Source organism: Streptococcus sp. 2741, assembly GCF_013276315.1.
GTDB classification, from domain to species: domain Bacteria; phylum Bacillota; class Bacilli; order Lactobacillales; family Streptococcaceae; genus Streptococcus; species Streptococcus pseudopneumoniae.
The window spans coordinates 1-17,530 of record NZ_VMKU01000010.1 but is presented as its reverse complement, the minus strand read 5'-3'; the positions used below and the strand labels follow the sequence as shown (position 1 = coordinate 17,530).

Genomic DNA, 17,530 nt, shown 5'->3' with positions numbered 1-17,530 from the left:
CAAGGTTGCTTTTTGAAAACAATTGAGTATTAGAGGCCCACATCAAGGCCATGCGAGATGCCATTTACCAAGACGGGGTTGACTTGCTTGGTTATACGACTTGGAGATGTATCGATCCGGTTTCAGCTGGCACAGGGGAAATGAATAAGCGCTATGGCTTTATCTATGTAGATCGAGATAATGTAGGAAATGGGACTCTCAAACGTAGCAAGAAGAAGTCCTTCTATTGGTACAAGGATGTCATTGATAGCAATGGAGCAAGCATCGAGTAGAGCACATTTGTTTACTATTTTTATAAAATCTTCTCCCTGCTTTATAAGATTTAAAAAAGAGTTCAAATGGAACTCTTTTTTTGTTATAATGAAGGAAGAAAGATCAGACAGGAGAATAAAATGTCAGAACCATTATTTTTACAATCAGTGATGCAAGAAAAAATCTGGGGTGGAACCAAGCTACGTGATGAGTTTGGCTACGACATCCCAAGTGAAAAAATCGGAGAATACTGGGTCATCTCAGCCCATCCAAATGGTGTCTCTAAAGTTGCCAATGGTCGTTACGAGGGAACAGACCTAGCTATTTTGTATGCGGAACACCGTGAATTGTTTGGCAATCGTCCTGAGCCTGTATTTCCGCTTTTGACCAAGATCCTCGATGCCAACGACTGGCTCAGTGTCCAAGTTCACCCAGACGATGCTTATGGACTCGAGCATGAAGGCGAACTCGGAAAAACAGAATGCTGGTACATTATCGCAGCGGATGAAGGTTCAGAGATTATCTACGGTCACAATGCCAAGTCAAAAGAAGAACTCCGCCAGCAAATCGAGGACAAGAACTGGGATGACTTGTTGACCAAAGTCCCTGTTAAGGCTGGAGACTTCTTCTATGTACCAAGCGGGACTATGCACGCTATCGGGGCGGGTATCTTAATCCTTGAAACCCAGCAGTCTAGCGATACCACCTATCGCGTCTATGACTTTGACCGCAAGGATGACAAAGGCAACTTGCGTGAACTTCATCTTGAAAAATCTATCGATGTCTTGAACATTGGTGAGCCAGCAAATAGCCGTCCTGTAACTGTTAAAGCAGATGATTTGCGTTCCACTCTCCTTGTATCTAATGATTTCTTCGCAGTTTACAAGTGGGAAATTACTGGAAAAGTTGACTTTGAAAAGACAGCTGACTACAGCTTATTGAGTGTCTTAGCTGGTCAAGGTCAGCTAACTGTTGACGGGAAAAATTATCCAATTCAAAAAGGCAGCCACTTTATCCTACCAAGTGATGTTGAAGCTTGGACTCTGGAAGGGCAAGGTTTGGAATTGATTGTTAGCCATCCATAAAAAGAAAGGGCCTGAGTTCACTACTCAAGTTCTTTTTGATTACATAAATTGGGCAATGAAGACCACAATGATGATGATTGGAATGACGAAACGAAGAAACGAAGAAGGAAGAGCCAGACTTGGAACAGTCCTTGTTTCCATGCTCTTTCATCGAGATGGAGTTCCTCCATTGCAAGAGCCTTTTTAAAGATATAGCCTGTAAAAAGTGAAAGGTAGAGAGCTCCAAATGGTATGAGGAGATTGGAAACCAAGAAGTCCATAGCGTCAAAGAAGGTCTTACCAAAAATGTGAACATCCGCCATAACACCGTAAGATAGGGCTGAAGGAATGCCAAAGACAAAGGTCAAAATTCCTAAAATCACACTCCATTTGGCACGCTTGCTGTTATCCTGGTTGGTGACATTGCCCACATTGATCTCCAGCATCACGACAGAAGAAGTGACAGTCGCAAAGAGGAAGAGGACGTAGAAAATGGTTCCAAAAGGCATCTTGTCAAAGAGTTGAGGCAAGACGATAAAGAGCAAGCTCGGTCCCCCTTCAGACTGGATATTGAAGGGGGATCGAGCTTGGAAAATGGCGAGACCTGCCATGATGGATATCGAGATATTCATGGCTACGATGGAGATTCCTGACTGGACTAGATTGGTTTTCTTGTCCAAGTAAGAAGCATAGGTCAACATGACTGTAACCCCTAGTGAGAGGGCAAAGAAAGATTGTCCCAGAGCATAGAGGAGACCAGCGCTAGTCAGTTTTGAAAAGTCTGGTTTGAGGAAGTAAAGAACCCCTTCCATGGCATTTGGCAAACTGAGAGAGCGACCGATGATAAAAACAAAGATGATAAAGAGCAGAGGCATCATGACTTTCGAAGCTCTTTCAATCCCTTTTTGAACCCCACGTGATACAATGAAGATATTCAATAGGATAAAGGCTGCTTGAGCTCCCAGGGCAATGGCTGGATTTGAAATGATTGAAGTAAATAACTGAGCATAATCACCCGTTCCACCAATTTGGAACAATTTTCCAAACTCAATGCCTAGATAGACTAAAATCCAGCCGCCAATAACACTGTAGAAAGATAAGAGGATAAAGAGGGCAAAGGCACCAATCCAACCGATAAAGTTGTACTTACTATTCTTGCCTAGTTTTCCAAAGGTTTTGATTGCTGAGACACCAGCGCTTCGGCCGAGAGCAAATTCAGCTAGCAAAAGGGGGAAACCGATTAGAATAGTGGAAATGAGAAAGACCAGTAAAAAGCCTCCTCCACCGTTAGCAGCAGTCATATAGGGGAATTTCCAAACGGCACCAAGTCCGATGGCTGAACCAGCAGATGCTAGGATAAAGCCCGGTTTAGACCCCCATTGCGATTTTTCAGACATAGTTAAACTCCTAAAATTAGTGTTACAAAAGAAAAAGCTACTGCCCTTGGCAAATAGCCTCATCAGTACTCAAAATGAGCCTTTCTTTTGATTGATAGACTTGACTATCCTATCATGTTTTCTAAGGTCTGTCAAGAAAACCATTTTCATGTTATGATAAAGTAAAAAATTTCGCAAAAACGCTTGACTCTGACCTAAGGGGAGGGGTTATACTATCAGTGTAATACTCTTCGAAAATCTCTTCAAACCACGTCTGCGTCGCCTTACCGTACTCAAGTACAGCCTACGGCTAGCTTCCTAGTTTGCTCTTTGATTTTCATTGAGTATAAGGAGGAAATCATGTACCATATAAAAGAAGCTGCACAGCTTTCGGGTGTCTCTGTCAAGACCCTGCACCACTACGATAAGATAGGACTTTTGGTTCCTTTAAAGTCGGAAAACGGCTATCGAACCTACAGTCAGGAGGATTTGGAACGTCTCCAGGTCATTCTTTACTACAAATATCTAGGCTTTTCTTTAGAAAAAATAGCAGAGCTATTAAAGGAAGAAAGGACAGATTTATTGCCTCATTTGACCAGGCAGTTGGACTATTTGACTCGAGAAAGGGAACATCTGGATACCTTGATTTCAACCTTGCAAAAAACCATTCAAGAACAAAAAGGAGAAAGAGAAATGAGCATTCAAGAGAAATTTGCTGGATTTAACTACCAAGACCATCAAAAATACCACCAAGAGGCGGTAGAGAAATATGGACAAGAAGTCATGGACCAAGCGCTGGAGCGCCAGAAAGGTCACGAAGACGAGGCTACGGCTGCCTTCAACCAAGTTTTTCAAGCCTTAGCACAAAATCTTCAAGCTGGTCTGCCTGTAACAGCAACTGAAAACCAAGAGCAAACAGCCAAGCTCTTGCAAGCCATTCGTACTTATGGATTTGATTGTACTATTGAAGTATTCGGTCATATCGGTAAAGGCTACGTCTATAACCCAGAGTTTAAGGAAAATATTGACAAATTTGGTACTGGAACAGCCCAGTACACATCAGATGTCATTGCCCACTATGTCCAAACTCAAGCAAAATAAAATCGGAGGAGTAATCTTCCGATTTTTTCTATTAAAAGTTCTTTAATCATAATGCAGACTTCCCGCCACCCAGCCAGTACAGAGGGCAGAAGTGATGTTAAAGCCACCTGTGTGGGCGTTGATATCCATGACTTCGCCTGCAAAGTGGAGGCCAGGAACCAGCTTACTTTCAAGGGTTTTAGGGTTGATTTCCTTGAGACTGACACCACCTTTGGTGACAAAGGACTTGGCAAGAGACATTTTTCCAGTTACAGGAATTTTAAGTCCTTTAATGGACTGGACAAGTTGTTCACGTTCCTTTTCAGTCAGTTGTTTGACTTTGTCAGGATAGCCTTGCACAAAAAACTCTGCCAAGCGTTCTGGTAACAAGGTTTTTAAGGCATTTTTTAGAGCTTTTTCTCGATTTTCTTCTAGGAATTTAGCCAAGTCCTTCTCAGAAAGCTGAGGCAAAACATCCAGTGAGAGAATCTCCCCACCCTTGACAAAGCTAGACATACGTAGGGCAGCAGGGCCTGACAAACCAAAGTGGGTAAAAAGCAAATCGTGAGTGATGACACGCTTGCCATAACTTAGAGTCACATCATCCAGCGAAATCCCCTGCAAGGCCTTATGTGGAAAATCTGTTAATAAAGGACTTTCAGCAGCTTCAAGCTCGGTGATGGTGTGTTTAAAATGGCGAGCAATCTCGTGACCAAAACCAGTCGAACCAGTCGAAGGATAGGATTTTCCACCAGTTGTGACAATGAGTTTCTCACAAGTGAAGACTTGGTTAGCTGACTTCAGGACAAATTGCTCATCTACTTTTTTAACCGAAACAATTTCGGTTTGAGTAGCAACTTGACCACCTAGTTCAGTGATTTTCTTTTCCAAAGCTTCGATAATAGTCCGAGACTTGTCACTAGCTGGAAAGACGCGTCCGTGGTCTTCGACCTTAAGTTTAACACCATTTTCTGTAAAAAAGTTGATGATGTCATGATTATCGAACTGGGAGAAAACACTGTAAAGAAAGCGTCCGTTTCCAGGAATTCCAGCTAGTAGGTCGTCCAAGCTACCATTGTTGGTCACATTGCAACGTCCCCCACCAGTCCCAGCTAACTTTTTTCCAAGTTTCCGATTTTTTTCGATGAGGAGGGTTTTCTGTCCATAAAAGCTACTGGAAATCGTAGCCATCATACCAGCAGGTCCTCCACCGATGATAATAGTATCAAAATGTTTCATAGCTCTATTGTACCACACAAAAACAAGAGATGATGGTTACCTCTTGTCAAGAATGCAATTAATCAATTTCATAGCCCATCAGCAGACCGCCATCTTCTGCATAGAAACTGCAGAGACCAGATGTTGGGAGAATTTTAATATCCGCCTGTGGGAAGGTTTCACGGATTCGGTCTGAAAGCTGTTGGCAACATTTCTCGTTATTGCGTTGGGCCATGACAATACGGCCACCAGCATATCCAGCTTTTACTAACTCATCATAGGCAGCTTGAACTGATTTCTTTGATCCCCTTGCTTTTTGTAGCAATTCGAGAGTTCCATTTTCACTAGCTTCTCCGACCATACGGATATTTAGAAGGCCAACGACCGTACCGATAAGCTTGCTCAAACGGCCGTTCTTCACCAAGTTATCGACTTTGGCTAGGACAAAGAGCAACTTAGTTTTTTCTTGATAGGCGGTGATAGCTTCAACCACTTCTTCAAAAGATAAGCCCTGGTCAATCAAGTCATTTAATTTTTCTACGAGCAAGTCAACTTCTCCACCAGCAGACAAACTATTAATTACATGAATCTTAGTGTCAGGATGTTCTTCCAGATAAATATTCTTGGCCAGTTGAGCACTATTGTGACTACCAGAAAGAGTACCAGTGATGGTTACTAGGAAAATGTTTTTGGCACCTTCAAATGCTCGCAAATAATCATCTGGGCTTGGACAAGCTGATTTTGAAGCTTCTGCGGTTGCATACATGGTTTCCATCATATGGTCAATATCAAGACTGGCATCATCAACAAAGACCTGATCAGCTACTTGAATGGTTAAGGGGACACTTACAAAGGTTGTGTTAATAGCTGGTGTTGGCAGTTGACGATAATCACAACCAGAGTCAGCAATAATCTTCCAAGTCATAGAAATTCTCCATCTTTGTCAGTTATACATTGACAAAGGTTCTGTCTTTTTTTACAATTATATCATGAAAACCCTTGAAACAAAAGCATCATCCGTCTGTTGTGACAAGTAGAAAGAAAATGTTATGTCTGAACGTAGAATCTCTGAAAAGTCTCTTGAAAATCTCAGAAAATCAAACCAAGAATCCAATTTATTAACCAGAGAAGCCATTGAAACAGCCCTCTTGCAACTCTTGGAAAAAAAGGAACTGACCAAGATTAGTATTTCTGAATTGGTCAAACGTGCAGGTGTTTCGCGTGCGGCCTTTTACCGCAATTATGACTCCAAAGAGGAAATTTTAGAGAGCGTCTTTAAACGGAGTGTCCACAATATTATGGAACAGCTGCATCATTACGATTTAAAGACAGACCTTTATTTGGTTTGGGTTCACCTTTTCCGGGAGGCCAGAAAGGAAGCCAGAGTGATTCAATTGGCCTTGGATTACCATCTGGAAAAAATCTTTGTCCAAGCCATGCAGGAATTTCTAGAAAAATACCATGGGAAATCAAAAGGTGTCAGCTCTTATCTTCATTCCTTCTGGAGCTCAGCCATCGTCTCTGTCCTTCTAAAATGGATCAAGGATGGCATGAAGGTACCAGCTGAAAAGATTGCAGATTTAGGTTTACCATTTTTTAAAAAATAGAGAAATAGGAGAAAAGAGATGACTGAAAAAAGACTGGCCTGGGATGAGTATTTTGCAGCCCAAGCCCTACTAATTGCCAATCGTTCCACTTGTAAACGTGCTAAAGTGGGCGCGATTCTGGTAAAAGATAATAAGGTTATTTCCACTGGTTACAATGGTTCGGTGTCAGGAACTGAGCATTGTATTGATCACGAATGTTTGGTCATTGAAGGCCACTGTGTTCGCACCCTTCACGCTGAGGTCAATGCTATCCTTCAAGGTGCTGAGCGTGGTGTTCCCAAAGGCTTTACAGCCTATGTGACCCATTTTCCTTGTCTCAACTGTACCAAACAATTATTGCAGGTTGGTTGCAAGCGCGTGGTTTATATCAACCAGTACCGAATGGACGACTATGCCCAATACCTTTATCAAGAAAAGGGAACAGAATTGACTCATTTACCACTTGAGACAGTACAGACAGCTCTTAAAGAGGCAGATTTAATGTAAAAATTATCAAAAATAAATGGTTTAGAAAGATTTTTAAACCGTTTTTTGGTATAATGAGAAGAATAAATTGAAAGAAGGAATTCCAAAAATGGGAAAAATTGAAGTTATTAATCACCCGCTGATTCAACACAAATTGTCAATCTTGCGTCGTACAGATACTTCTACAAAAGCTTTTCGTGAGCTAGTAGATGAGATTGCAATGTTGATGGGGTATGAAGTACTTCGTGATCTTCCACTAGAAGATGTAGAAATCGAAACACCAATTACAAAAACAGTTCAAAAACAATTGGCAGGTAAGAAATTGGCCATCGTCCCAATCTTGCGTGCAGGTATCGGGATGGTTGATGGTCTCTTGAGCTTGGTTCCAGCTGCTAAAGTTGGCCACATCGGTATGTACCGTGATGAAGAAACACTTCAACCAGTTGAATACTTGGTGAAATTGCCTGAGGATATTGACCAACGTCAAATTTTTGTAGTAGACCCAATGTTGGCAACAGGTGGCTCAGCAATCTTGGCTGTTGATTCTCTTAAAAAACGTGGCGCATCAAATATCAAATTTGTCTGCCTTGTATCAGCACCAGAAGGTGTAAAAGCCCTTCAAGAAGCTCATCCGGATGTAGAAATCTTTACAGCAGCCTTGGATGAACGCTTGAACGAACACGGTTATATCGTTCCAGGTCTTGGAGATGCTGGAGACCGCTTGTTCGGTACAAAATAAGATCGAAAAGAAGAATGACTTGGAAAAGTATTTCCAGTCACGAAAGGAGGTTGGGTTTTTGTTTCTGTCTAATGAAAACAGAGCAAAAATTTGACCTTTTTTGACCTAGATATTATAATAGTCTTATCTTCAGTTATTTGACCAACAAAAATAAAACTCAAAAGGAGAAATAAATGATTCCTGTAGTTATTGAACAAACAAGCCGTGGAGAACGTTCCTACGATATTTACTCACGTCTTCTCAAAGACCGCATCATTATGCTGACAGGTCCGGTTGAAGACAATATGGCTAACTCTGTTATTGCCCAATTGCTTTTCTTGGATGCCCAAGATAGTACAAAAGATATTTACCTTTATGTAAACACACCTGGGGGTTCTGTTTCAGCTGGTTTGGCAATCGTTGATACCATGAACTTTATTAAGGCAGATGTCCAAACCATCGTTATGGGAATGGCCGCATCTATGGGGACGGTCATCGCATCAAGTGGAGCAAAAGGCAAACGTTTCATGCTTCCAAATGCTGAATACATGATTCATCAACCAATGGGCGGTACAGGTGGAGGTACCCAACAAACTGATATGGCTATCGCTGCAGAACACTTGCTTAAAACTCGTAATACCTTGGAAAAAATCTTGGCTGAAAATTCAGGTCAGTCAATCGAAAAAGTCCATGCAGATGCAGAACGCGATAACTGGATGAGCGCCCAGGAAACACTTGAATATGGCTTTATTGATGAAATCATGGCCAACAATTCATTGAACTAATGATGATAGAAGGCAAACTCGACTGGGTTTGCTTTTTTTGGTATAATAGGGGGAGATTTCTTAGAAAGAGGATTTATCATGTTTGAAAAAGTCAATCGTTCTGGCTTGATTATCTATCTTTACTATAATCGTGATGCCAAAAAACTGCAGGATTATGGAGATATTACCTATCATTCCAAGAAACATCGTTACTTACAACTCTATGTTCCAACTCAAGAAGTGGAACAATTGGTCGGGCGCTTGAGCAAGGAAAAGTTTATCAAAAAAGTCAGAGTTTGTCATATCCAAGAGCTGGAAACACCCTTTGTGGGTAACCTTTACCGATAGGAAAACGTTATCAGATAAAAATTTAAAGAAAAGTGTTGACAATTTTCTGATAATTCGGTATATTCTTAACAGACTATTTAAGAAATAAGGAGACAAAAAAAGATGAAGAAAAAATTTGCCCTATCGTTTGTGGCGCTTGCAAGTGTAGCACTTCTTGCAGCCTGTGGAGAAGTGAAGTCTGGAGCAGTCAACACTGCTGGTAACTCAGTAGAGGAAAAGACAATTAAAATCGGGTTTAACTTTGAAGAATCAGGTTCTTTAGCTGCATACGGAACAGCTGAACAAAAAGGTGCCCAATTGGCTGTTGATGAAATCAATGCCGCAGGTGGTATCGATGGAAAACAAATCGAAGTAGTCGATAAAGATAATAAGTCTGAAACAGCTGAGGCTGCTTCAGTTACAACTAACCTTGTAACCCAATCTAAAGTATCAGCAGTCGTAGGACCTGCGACATCTGGTGCGACTGCAGCTGCGGTAGCGAACGCTACAAAAGCAGGTGTTCCATTGATCTCACCAAGTGCGACTCAAGATGGATTGACTAAAGGTCAAGATTACCTCTTTATCGGAACTTTCCAAGATAGCTTCCAAGGAAAAATTATCTCAAACTATGTTTCTGAAAAATTAAATGCTAAGAAAGTTGTTCTTTACACTGACAATGCCAGTGACTATGCTAAAGGGATTGCCAAATCTTTCCGCGAGTCATACAAGGGTGAAATCGTTGCAGATGAAACTTTCGTAGCAGGTGACACAGACTTCCAAGCAGCCCTTACAAAAATGAAAGGGAAAGACTTTGATGCTATCGTTGTTCCTGGTTACTATAATGAGGCTGGTAAGATTGTAAACCAAGCGCGTGGTATGGGAATTGACAAACCAATCGTTGGTGGTGATGGATTTAACGGTGAAGAGTTTGTACAACAAGCAACTGCTGAAAAAGCATCAAACATCTACTTTATCTCAGGTTTCTCAACTACTGTAGAAGTTTCAGCTAAAGCCAAAGCCTTCCTTGACGCTTACCGCGCTAAGTACAATGAAGAGCCTTCAACATTTGCAGCCTTGGCTTATGACTCAGTTCACCTTGTAGCAAACGCAGCAAAAGGTGCTAAAAACTCAGGTGAAATCAAGGATAATCTTGCTAAAACAAAAGACTTTGAAGGTGTAACTGGTAAAACAAGCTTCGATGCGGACCACAACACAGTTAAAACTGCTTACATGATGACCATGAACAATGGTAAGGTTGAAGCAGCAGAAGTTGTAAAACCATAATAGAAAAATGTTGAAATAGGGAATGAGCCTTTGACTCACTCCCTGTTTCGATGTTTAAGAACCTATCAAAAAGTGAGGGAAAAACCTCGGAATTATATATAGAAAGAGTGAATCTTATGCTCCAACAACTAGTAAATGGTTTGATTCTAGGTAGTGTTTATGCGCTGTTAGCCCTAGGATATACCATGGTTTACGGAATTATCAAGCTCATCAATTTCGCCCACGGTGATATTTATATGATGGGAGCCTTTATCGGTTATTTCTTGATCAATTCTTTCCAAATGAATTTTTTTGTAGCGCTTATTGTAGCGATGCTAGCGACAGCCATCCTTGGTGTCGTGATTGAGTTCCTTGCTTACCGACCTTTGCGTCACTCTACTCGTATTGCTGTTTTGATTACAGCTATTGGGGTTTCTTTCCTACTGGAGTATGGCATGGTCTATCTGGTTGGTGCCAATACCCGTGCCTTCCCTCAAGCGATTCAAACAGTTCGCTATGATTTGGGACCAGTTAGCCTAACAAATGTGCAGTTAATGATCTTGGCCATTTCCTTGCTTTTGATGATTTTGTTACAAGTCATTGTCCAAAAGACCAAGATGGGGAAAGCCATGCGTGCAGTATCCGTAGATAGTGATGCAGCGCAATTGATGGGGATCAATGTGAACCGGACTATCAGCTTTACCTTTGCTTTGGGTTCTGCTCTTGCGGGGGCGGCTGGTGTTCTGATTGCTCTTTATTATAACTCTCTTGAGCCTTTGATGGGGGTTACTCCAGGTCTTAAGTCTTTCGTTGCCGCGGTACTTGGTGGTATCGGGATTATTCCTGGTGCGGCTCTTGGTGGTTTTGTGATTGGTTTATTGGAAACCTTTGCGACAGCATTTGGGATGTCAGACTTCCGTGATGCCATTGTTTATGGAATCTTGTTGTTGATCTTGATTGTCCGCCCAGCTGGTATCCTTGGTAAAAATGTGAAAGAGAAGGTGTAAGCGATGAAGGAAAATTTAAAAGTTAATATTCTATGGTTACTCCTTTTATTAGCTGGCTATGGCTTGATTAGTGTATTGGTTTCAGTCGGAGTACTCAATCTATTCTATGTACAGATTTTACAACAAATTGGAATTAATATTATTTTGGCTGTTGGTCTCAACTTAATCGTTGGTTTTTCAGGACAATTTTCACTTGGTCATGCTGGTTTCATGGCGATTGGTGCCTATGCAGCAGCTATTATTGGTTCTAAATCACCAACCTACGGTGCCTTCTTTGGAGCCATGCTGATAGGGGCTTTACTTTCAGGAGCAGTTGCCTTGCTTGTCGGAATTCCAACCTTGCGTTTGAAGGGGGACTATCTTGCAGTAGCAACTCTAGGTGTTTCTGAAATTATCCGTATCTTTATCATCAATGGCGGAAGCCTTACAAATGGTGCGGCAGGTATCTTGGGAATTCCAAACTTTACAACTTGGCAAATGGTTTACTTCTTTGTTGTGATTACAACCATTGCAACCTTGAACTTCTTGCGTAGTCCAATTGGTCGTTCAACCCTCTCTGTTCGTGAGGATGAAATCGCTGCTGAGTCAGTTGGGGTTAATACGACTAAAATTAAAATCATCGCTTTTGTCTTTGGTGCCATTACTGCGAGTATTGCAGGGTCACTTCAGGCAGGATTTATCGGTTCAGTTGTACCGAAAGATTACACTTTCATCAACTCAATCAACGTTTTGATTATTGTTGTCTTTGGTGGACTTGGTTCCATTACAGGTGCCATTGTATCGGCTATTGTTCTGGGAATTTTGAATATGCTTCTCCAAGACGTAGCTAGTGTGCGTATGATTATTTACGCTTTGGCCTTGGTCTTGGTAATGATTTTCAGACCAGGTGGACTCCTTGGAACATGGGAATTGAGCCTATCACGTTTCTTTAAAAAATCTAAGAAGGAGGAATAAAACTAATGGCATTACTTGAAGTAAAACAGTTAACCAAACATTTTGGCGGTCTAACAGCTGTTGGAGATGTGACTCTTGAATTGAACGAAGGGGAACTGGTTGGACTAATCGGTCCAAACGGAGCTGGGAAAACCACTCTTTTCAACCTCTTGACGGGTGTTTATGAACCAAGCGAGGGAACAGTAACCCTAGATGGTCACCTTTTGAATGGAAAGGCACCTTATAAGATTGCTTCTTTAGGACTTGGACGTACTTTCCAAAATATCCGTCTCTTTAAAGATTTAACCGTTTTGGACAATGTTTTGATTGCCTTTGCCAACCATCACAAACAACATGTTTTTGCTAGTTTCTTACGCTTACCAGCTTTTTACAAGAGTGAAAAAGAATTAAAATCTAAAGCTTTAGAATTGCTGAAAATCTTTGATTTAGATGGTGATGCAGAGACTCTTGCTAAAAACCTCGCCTACGGACAACAACGTCGTTTGGAAATTGTTCGTGCCCTCGCTACGGAACCTAAAATTCTCTTTTTAGATGAACCAGCCGCAGGTATGAACCCGCAGGAAACAGCGGAATTGACTGAGTTAATTCGTCGCATCAAAGATGAATTTAAGATTACAATCATGCTGATTGAACACGATATGAATCTGGTCATGGAAGTTACAGAACGTATCTACGTACTTGAATATGGTCGTTTAATTGCTCAAGGAACTCCAGACGAAATTAAGACCAATAAACGCGTTATCGAAGCTTATCTAGGAGGTGAAGCCTAATGTCTATGTTAAAAGTTGATAATCTTTCTGTGCATTACGGTATGATCCAAGCAGTCCGTGATGTAAGCTTTGAAGTGAATGAAGGAGAAGTTGTTTCCCTTATCGGTGCCAATGGTGCTGGTAAAACAACCATTCTCCGTACCTTGTCAGGTTTGGTTAGACCAAGCTCTGGAAAGATTGAATTTTTAGGTCAAGAAATCCAAAAAATGCCGGCTCAGAAAATCGTGGCAGGTGGTCTTTCACAAGTTCCAGAAGGACGCCACGTCTTTCCTGGCTTGACTGTTATGGAAAATCTTGAAATGGGAGCTTTTTTGAAGAAAAATCGTGAAGAAAATCAAGCTAACTTGAAGAAGGTCTTTTCACGCTTCCCACGTCTTGAAGAACGGAAGAACCAAGATGCAGCTACTCTTTCAGGGGGGGAACAACAAATGCTTGCCATGGGACGCGCTCTTATGTCAACACCAAAACTTCTTCTTTTAGATGAACCATCAATGGGACTTGCCCCAATCTTTATCCAAGAGATTTTTGATATCATTCAAGATATCCAGCAACAAGGAACAACCGTCCTCTTGATTGAACAAAATGCCAATAAAGCACTTGCAATCTCTGACCGAGGCTATGTATTGGAAACAGGAAAAATCGTCCTATCAGGAACAGGAAAAGAACTCGCTTCATCAGAAGAAGTCAGAAAAGCATATCTAGGTGGCTAAACTAGTCTGGGAGACTAGTTTAGGTTGCAGATGGAGATTACGAAGTAATCATCATCTACATTAAAAGGTTAATTTCTAATAATTGAAAAAATCGAATGAAACGTATCTTACCTTCATTCACAGAGCTCGATTTCAGAGCTCTTTTTGCTAGGTTATTCATACTTTTCTGAATTTTGAAAAAGAAATGTAAGCGTTTGATAGATTTGCAAAAAGATTGTATAATAGGGATAAGAATAGAAAAGGAGAAGTCTCATGGCAGTTAAAGATTTTATGACCCGCAAGGTAGTTTATATTAGTCCAGATACAACAGTATCTCATGCAGCAGATTTGATGAGAGAGCAAGGGTTGCACCGCTTGCCTGTTATCGAAAATGATCAATTGGTTGGTTTGGTAACTGAGGGAACCATTGCCCAAGCTAGCCCATCAAAAGCAACCAGTCTTTCTATCTATGAGATGAATTATCTTCTAAATAAGACAAAAGTAAAAGATGTCATGATTCGCGATGTTGTCACTGTTTCAGGCTATGCGAGTCTAGAAGATGCAACTTATCTGATGTTGAAAAACAAGATTGGTATTCTTCCTGTAGTAGATAACCATCAAGTCTATGGGGTTATTACGGACCGTGACGTTTTCCAAGCCTTTCTTGAAATTGCTGGTTATGGAGAAGAAGGAATTCGTGTGCGCTTTGTTACAGAAGATGAAGTTGGCGTTCTTGGTAAGATTGTTTCTCTAATCGTTGAAGAAAATTTGAATATCTCCCATACAGTCAATATTCCGCGTAAGGATGGTAAGGTCATTATCGAAGTGCAAATCGATGGATCAATTGATTTACCAGCCTTGAAAGAAAAATTTGAAGCAAATGGTATTCAAGTGGAAGAAATCACTCGCACTTCAGCAAAAGTCTTGTAAGAAGGGAAGCCGAAAGGCTTCTTTTTTCATAAAAAAGGGATTATAGCAAAAGATGGAAAGAAATGATAAAATATGCTATAATGAAATGATGTAAAAAAGGAGTATTTATGGACATTTCAGTAATCCGTCAAAAAATTGACGCAAATCGTGAAAAATTAGCTTCTTTCAGGGGGTCTCTTTGACCTCGAAGGGCTAGAGGAAGAGATTGCCATCTTGGAAAACAAGATGACAGAACCTGATTTTTGGAATGATAATATTGCGGCCCAAAAAACGTCGCAAGAATTAAATGAATTAAAAAACACCTATAACACCTTCCACAAAATGGAAGAGTTGCAGGATGAAGTCGAAATTTTATTGGACTTTTTAGCTGAAGACGAGTCAGTTCAAGAAGAACTGGTAGAGCAGTTAGCCGAACTTGATAAGATGATGACCAGCTATGAGATGACTCTACTCTTGTCAGAACCTTATGACCACAACAATGCCATCTTGGAAATCCATCCAGGTTCTGGTGGTACTGAGGCTCAGGACTGGGGTGATATGTTGCTTCGTATGTATACTCGTTATGGTAATGCTAAAGGCTTTAAAGTGGAAGTATTGGATTACCAAGCAGGGGATGAAGCTGGTATCAAGTCAGTAACCTTATCATTTGAAGGGCCTAATGCCTATGGTCTTCTCAAGTCAGAAATGGGGGTACACCGTTTGGTGCGAATTTCACCATTTGACTCTGCCAAACGTCGCCATACATCTTTCACATCCGTAGAAGTGATGCCTGAGTTGGACGATACCATTGAAGTGGAAATCCGGGAAGATGACATCAAGATGGATACCTTCCGTTCAGGTGGTGCCGGTGGACAAAATGTCAATAAGGTTTCAACAGGTGTACGTTTAACCCACATTCCAACTGGAATTGTTGTTCAATCAACAGTGGATCGTACCCAGTATGGAAATAGAGATCGTGCCATGAAGATGTTGCAGGCTAAGCTCTATCAAATGGAGCAAGAAAAGAAAGCTGCGGAGGTAGATTCCCTCAAGGGTGAGAAAAAAGAAATCACATGGGGAAGCCAAATCCGTTCTTATGTCTTCACTCCTTATACTATGGTAAAAGATCACCGAACTAGCTTTGAGGTTGCTCAGGTAGATAAGGTTATGGACGGAGACCTAGATGGTTTTATCGATGCCTATCTCAAGTGGCGAATCAGCTAAGATAGAAAGGAACTCACATGTCAATCATTGAAATGAGAGATGTCGTTAAAAAATACGACAACGGAACGACTGCCCTACGCGGTGTTTCGGTCAGCGTTCAACCGGGGGAATTTGCTTACATCGTAGGACCTTCAGGAGCAGGGAAGTCAACCTTTATTCGTTCTCTGTATCGTGAAGTAAAAATCGATAAAGGAAGCCTATCAGTTGCTGGTTTTAATCTGGTTAAGATCAAAAAGAAAGATGTCCCGCTTCTACGTCGTAGTGTTGGGGTTGTCTTCCAGGATTATAAATTGTTACCAAAGAAAACTGTCTATGAAAATATTGCTTACGCTATGGAAGTAATCGGGGAAAATCGCCGTAATATCAAAAAACGTGTGATGGAAGTTTTAGACTTGGTTGGGTTGAAGCACAAGGTTCGTTCTTTCCCAAATGAGCTCTCAGGTGGAGAGCAACAGCGGATTGCGATTGCACGTGCTATTGTAAACAATCCAAAAGTATTGATAGCCGATGAACCAACAGGAAACCTGGACCCTGATAATTCATGGGAAATTATGAATCTCTTGGAACGGATTAACCTACAAGGGACAACTATTTTGATGGCGACTCATAATAGCCAGATTGTAAATACCTTGCGCCACCGTGTCATTGCCATTGAAAATGGCCGTGTTGTTCGTGACGAATCAAAAGGAGAGTATGGATACGATGATTAGTAGATTTTTTCGCCATTTATTTGAAGCCTTAAAAAGTTTGAAACGAAATGGTTGGATGACAGTAGCTGCTGTCAGTTCAGTCATGATTACTTTGACCTTGGTGGCAATATTTGCATCTGTTATTTTTAATACAGCGAAACTAGCTACAGATATTGAAAATAATGTCCGTGTAGTAGTTTATATCCGAAAGGATGTGGAAGATAACAGTCAGACAATTGAAAAAGAAGGTCAAACTGTTACAAATAATGACTACCACAAGGTATATGATTCTTTGAAGAACATGTCTACGGTTAAGAGTGTTACCTTTTCAAGTAAAGAAGAACAATATGAAAAGTTAACCGAGACAATGGGAGATAACTGGAAAATCTTTGAAGGAGATGCCAATCCTCTCTATGATGCCTATATTGTAGAGGCAAATACTCCAAATGATGTAAAAACTATAGCCGAAGATGCTAAAAAAATTGAAGGTGTCTCTGAGGTTCAAGATGGCGGTGCCAATACAGAAAGACTCTTCAAGTTAGCTTCATTTATCCGTGTTTGGGGACTAGGGATTGCTGCCTTGTTAATTTTTGTCGCAGTTTTCTTGATTTCAAATACCATTCGTATTACTATTATTTCCCGCAGTCGCGAAATTCAAATCATGCGCTTGGTCGGAGCTAAAAACAGTTATATTCGTGGACCGTTCTTGTTAGAAGGAGCCTTTATCGGTTTATTGGGAGCTATCGCACCATCTGTTTTGGTCTTTATTGTTTATCAAATGGTTTACCAATCTGTTAACAAATCGTTGGTAGGACAAAATCTATCTATGATTAGTCCAGATTTATTTAGTCCGTTGATGATTGCCCTACTATTTGTGATTGGAATTTTTATTGGTTCACTGGGATCAGGAATATCCATGCGTCGATTCTTGAAAATTTAGGTAAAATAATTACTTTTATGAGGAGGTTGTAAAATCTCCTTTTTTGCTACAAAAATTTTAGAAAAGGGACTTCTAATACTCAATGAAAATCAAAGAGCAAACTAGGTAGCTCGCCACAGGATGCTCAAAATACTGATTTGAGGTTGTAGAAAGTCAGTCACATATATACGGTAAGACGACGCTGACGTGGTTTGAAGAGATTTTCGAAGAGTAT

At 40.8% G+C, this 17,530-nt stretch carries 18 protein-coding genes and 2 pseudogenes; 17 read left to right on the top strand and 3 right to left on the bottom strand.

The annotated features are described in order from the left end of the window. Nucleotides 1–29 precede the first annotated feature (29 nt). Both HT671_RS01555 and manA read left to right on the top strand, forming a co-directional pair. Nucleotides 30–272: pseudogene (locus tag HT671_RS01555) on the top strand (family 1 glycosylhydrolase); the annotation flags it as partial. A gap of 120 nt (nucleotides 273–392) precedes the next feature. Then, complete coding sequence (gene manA, locus HT671_RS01550) at nucleotides 393–1,337, top strand: mannose-6-phosphate isomerase, class I (RefSeq protein ID WP_138703398.1); 945 nt, start codon at nucleotides 393–395, stop codon at nucleotides 1,335–1,337. Nucleotides 1,338–1,376: 39 nt separating this feature from the next. Here the strand turns inward: manA and HT671_RS01545 are convergent. Next, nucleotides 1,377–2,713: pseudogene (locus tag HT671_RS01545) on the bottom strand (sodium-dependent transporter). Nucleotides 2,714–3,052: 339 nt separating this feature from the next. On the opposite strand from HT671_RS01545, the gene HT671_RS01540 reads away from it, so the two are divergent. Further along, on the top strand, nucleotides 3,053–3,793 hold the full coding sequence (locus tag HT671_RS01540; RefSeq protein ID WP_000274782.1) for a MerR family transcriptional regulator: 741 nt from the start codon (nucleotides 3,053–3,055) through the stop codon (nucleotides 3,791–3,793). A gap of 42 nt (nucleotides 3,794–3,835) precedes the next feature. Here HT671_RS01540 and HT671_RS01535 read toward each other — a convergent pair whose 3' ends face one another. Both HT671_RS01535 and HT671_RS01530 read right to left on the bottom strand, forming a co-directional pair. Beyond that, nucleotides 3,836–5,011 carry an NAD(P)/FAD-dependent oxidoreductase gene (locus HT671_RS01535; protein ID WP_172923012.1) on the bottom strand — a complete coding sequence of 392 codons (1,176 nt, stop codon included), beginning with the start codon at nucleotides 5,009–5,011 and terminating at the stop codon, nucleotides 3,836–3,838. 58 nt (nucleotides 5,012–5,069) lie between these two features. Beyond that, the gene (locus tag HT671_RS01530; RefSeq protein WP_138703395.1) at nucleotides 5,070–5,915 is read right to left on the bottom strand and encodes a DegV family protein; all 846 of its coding nucleotides are present in this window, start codon (nucleotides 5,913–5,915) and stop codon (nucleotides 5,070–5,072) included. Between the two features lie 124 nt (nucleotides 5,916–6,039). Between HT671_RS01530 and HT671_RS01525 the strand changes: the two genes are divergently transcribed. The 14 genes from HT671_RS01525 (at nucleotide 6,040) to ftsX (ending at nucleotide 17,316) form a co-directional block, all read left to right on the top strand. Then, entirely contained in the window at nucleotides 6,040–6,597 is a 558-nt protein-coding gene (locus HT671_RS01525; protein WP_138703394.1) for a TetR/AcrR family transcriptional regulator, read from the top strand. Between the two features lie 18 nt (nucleotides 6,598–6,615). Continuing rightward, nucleotides 6,616–7,083 (top strand): cytidine/deoxycytidylate deaminase family protein, encoded by a 468-nt coding sequence (locus tag HT671_RS01520; RefSeq protein ID WP_000136976.1) that lies wholly within the window; start codon nucleotides 6,616–6,618, stop codon nucleotides 7,081–7,083. An 88-nt stretch (nucleotides 7,084–7,171) separates the two neighbouring features. Beyond that, nucleotides 7,172–7,801, top strand: coding sequence for a uracil phosphoribosyltransferase (gene upp, locus HT671_RS01515; protein WP_000515974.1), 630 nt, complete (start codon nucleotides 7,172–7,174; stop codon nucleotides 7,799–7,801). Between the two features lie 173 nt (nucleotides 7,802–7,974). Continuing rightward, nucleotides 7,975–8,565, top strand: coding sequence for an ATP-dependent Clp protease proteolytic subunit ClpP (gene clpP, locus HT671_RS01510; RefSeq protein ID WP_000613475.1), 591 nt, complete (start codon nucleotides 7,975–7,977; stop codon nucleotides 8,563–8,565). 78 nt (nucleotides 8,566–8,643) lie between these two features. Continuing rightward, complete coding sequence (locus tag HT671_RS01505; RefSeq protein WP_000462126.1) at nucleotides 8,644–8,892, top strand: YlbG family protein; 249 nt, start codon at nucleotides 8,644–8,646, stop codon at nucleotides 8,890–8,892. Nucleotides 8,893–8,994: 102 nt separating this feature from the next. Continuing rightward, on the top strand, nucleotides 8,995–10,155 hold the full coding sequence (locus tag HT671_RS01500; protein WP_000726145.1) for an ABC transporter substrate-binding protein: 1,161 nt from the start codon (nucleotides 8,995–8,997) through the stop codon (nucleotides 10,153–10,155). Between the two features lie 116 nt (nucleotides 10,156–10,271). Further along, on the top strand, nucleotides 10,272–11,141 hold the full coding sequence (locus HT671_RS01495) for a branched-chain amino acid ABC transporter permease (RefSeq protein ID WP_000941428.1): 870 nt from the start codon (nucleotides 10,272–10,274) through the stop codon (nucleotides 11,139–11,141). Nucleotides 11,142–11,144: 3 nt separating this feature from the next. Next, entirely contained in the window at nucleotides 11,145–12,095 is a 951-nt protein-coding gene (locus HT671_RS01490) for a branched-chain amino acid ABC transporter permease (protein WP_000662285.1), read from the top strand. A gap of 5 nt (nucleotides 12,096–12,100) precedes the next feature. After that, complete coding sequence (locus tag HT671_RS01485; RefSeq protein WP_001185994.1) at nucleotides 12,101–12,865, top strand: ABC transporter ATP-binding protein; 765 nt, start codon at nucleotides 12,101–12,103, stop codon at nucleotides 12,863–12,865. After that, on the top strand, nucleotides 12,865–13,575 hold the full coding sequence (locus HT671_RS01480) for an ABC transporter ATP-binding protein (protein WP_000062201.1): 711 nt from the start codon (nucleotides 12,865–12,867) through the stop codon (nucleotides 13,573–13,575). The genes HT671_RS01485 and HT671_RS01480 overlap by 1 nt, the downstream gene beginning before the upstream one ends. A 252-nt stretch (nucleotides 13,576–13,827) precedes the next feature. Beyond that, the gene (locus HT671_RS01475; RefSeq protein ID WP_000268665.1) at nucleotides 13,828–14,484 is read left to right on the top strand and encodes a CBS domain-containing protein; all 657 of its coding nucleotides are present in this window, start codon (nucleotides 13,828–13,830) and stop codon (nucleotides 14,482–14,484) included. A gap of 107 nt (nucleotides 14,485–14,591) precedes the next feature. Beyond that, nucleotides 14,592–15,687 (top strand): peptide chain release factor 2 gene (gene prfB, locus HT671_RS01470; protein WP_100127798.1). Its coding sequence is split into 2 segments (ribosomal slippage): nucleotides 14,592–14,663 and nucleotides 14,665–15,687, totalling 1,095 coding nucleotides; the frame shifts between segments, so codons are not numbered across the junction. Nucleotides 15,688–15,704: 17 nt separating this feature from the next. Next, a complete protein-coding gene (gene ftsE / locus HT671_RS01465; RefSeq protein WP_000022265.1) occupies nucleotides 15,705–16,397 on the top strand; it encodes a cell division ATP-binding protein FtsE in 693 nt (230 codons plus the stop codon). After that, complete coding sequence (gene ftsX, locus HT671_RS01460) at nucleotides 16,390–17,316, top strand: permease-like cell division protein FtsX (RefSeq protein ID WP_000625541.1); 927 nt, start codon at nucleotides 16,390–16,392, stop codon at nucleotides 17,314–17,316. Before ftsE ends, ftsX begins: the two co-directional genes overlap by 8 nt. The last annotated feature ends 214 nt before the right edge of the window (nucleotides 17,317–17,530 follow it).

What these genes read in the sequence shown, in the direction of transcription:
- manA (WP_138703398.1), top strand. Translation starts at nt 393, where the DNA reads ATGTCAGAACCATTATTTTTACAATCAGTGATGCAAGAAAAAATCTGG.
- HT671_RS01540 (WP_000274782.1), top strand. Translation starts at nt 3,053, where the DNA reads ATGTACCATATAAAAGAAGCTGCACAGCTTTCGGGTGTCTCTGTCAAG.
- HT671_RS01535 (WP_172923012.1), bottom strand. Translation starts at nt 5,011, where the DNA reads ATGAAACATTTTGATACTATTATCATCGGTGGAGGACCTGCTGGTATG.
- HT671_RS01530 (WP_138703395.1), bottom strand. Translation starts at nt 5,915, where the DNA reads ATGACTTGGAAGATTATTGCTGACTCTGGTTGTGATTATCGTCAACTG.
- HT671_RS01525 (WP_138703394.1), top strand. Translation starts at nt 6,040, where the DNA reads ATGTCTGAACGTAGAATCTCTGAAAAGTCTCTTGAAAATCTCAGAAAA.
- HT671_RS01520 (WP_000136976.1), top strand. Translation starts at nt 6,616, where the DNA reads ATGACTGAAAAAAGACTGGCCTGGGATGAGTATTTTGCAGCCCAAGCC.
- upp (WP_000515974.1), top strand. Translation starts at nt 7,172, where the DNA reads ATGGGAAAAATTGAAGTTATTAATCACCCGCTGATTCAACACAAATTG.
- clpP (WP_000613475.1), top strand. Translation starts at nt 7,975, where the DNA reads ATGATTCCTGTAGTTATTGAACAAACAAGCCGTGGAGAACGTTCCTAC.
- HT671_RS01505 (WP_000462126.1), top strand. Translation starts at nt 8,644, where the DNA reads ATGTTTGAAAAAGTCAATCGTTCTGGCTTGATTATCTATCTTTACTAT.
- HT671_RS01500 (WP_000726145.1), top strand. Translation starts at nt 8,995, where the DNA reads ATGAAGAAAAAATTTGCCCTATCGTTTGTGGCGCTTGCAAGTGTAGCA.
- HT671_RS01495 (WP_000941428.1), top strand. Translation starts at nt 10,272, where the DNA reads ATGCTCCAACAACTAGTAAATGGTTTGATTCTAGGTAGTGTTTATGCG.
- HT671_RS01490 (WP_000662285.1), top strand. Translation starts at nt 11,145, where the DNA reads ATGAAGGAAAATTTAAAAGTTAATATTCTATGGTTACTCCTTTTATTA.
- HT671_RS01485 (WP_001185994.1), top strand. Translation starts at nt 12,101, where the DNA reads ATGGCATTACTTGAAGTAAAACAGTTAACCAAACATTTTGGCGGTCTA.
- HT671_RS01480 (WP_000062201.1), top strand. Translation starts at nt 12,865, where the DNA reads ATGTCTATGTTAAAAGTTGATAATCTTTCTGTGCATTACGGTATGATC.
- HT671_RS01475 (WP_000268665.1), top strand. Translation starts at nt 13,828, where the DNA reads ATGGCAGTTAAAGATTTTATGACCCGCAAGGTAGTTTATATTAGTCCA.
- ftsE (WP_000022265.1), top strand. Translation starts at nt 15,705, where the DNA reads ATGTCAATCATTGAAATGAGAGATGTCGTTAAAAAATACGACAACGGA.
- ftsX (WP_000625541.1), top strand. Translation starts at nt 16,390, where the DNA reads ATGATTAGTAGATTTTTTCGCCATTTATTTGAAGCCTTAAAAAGTTTG.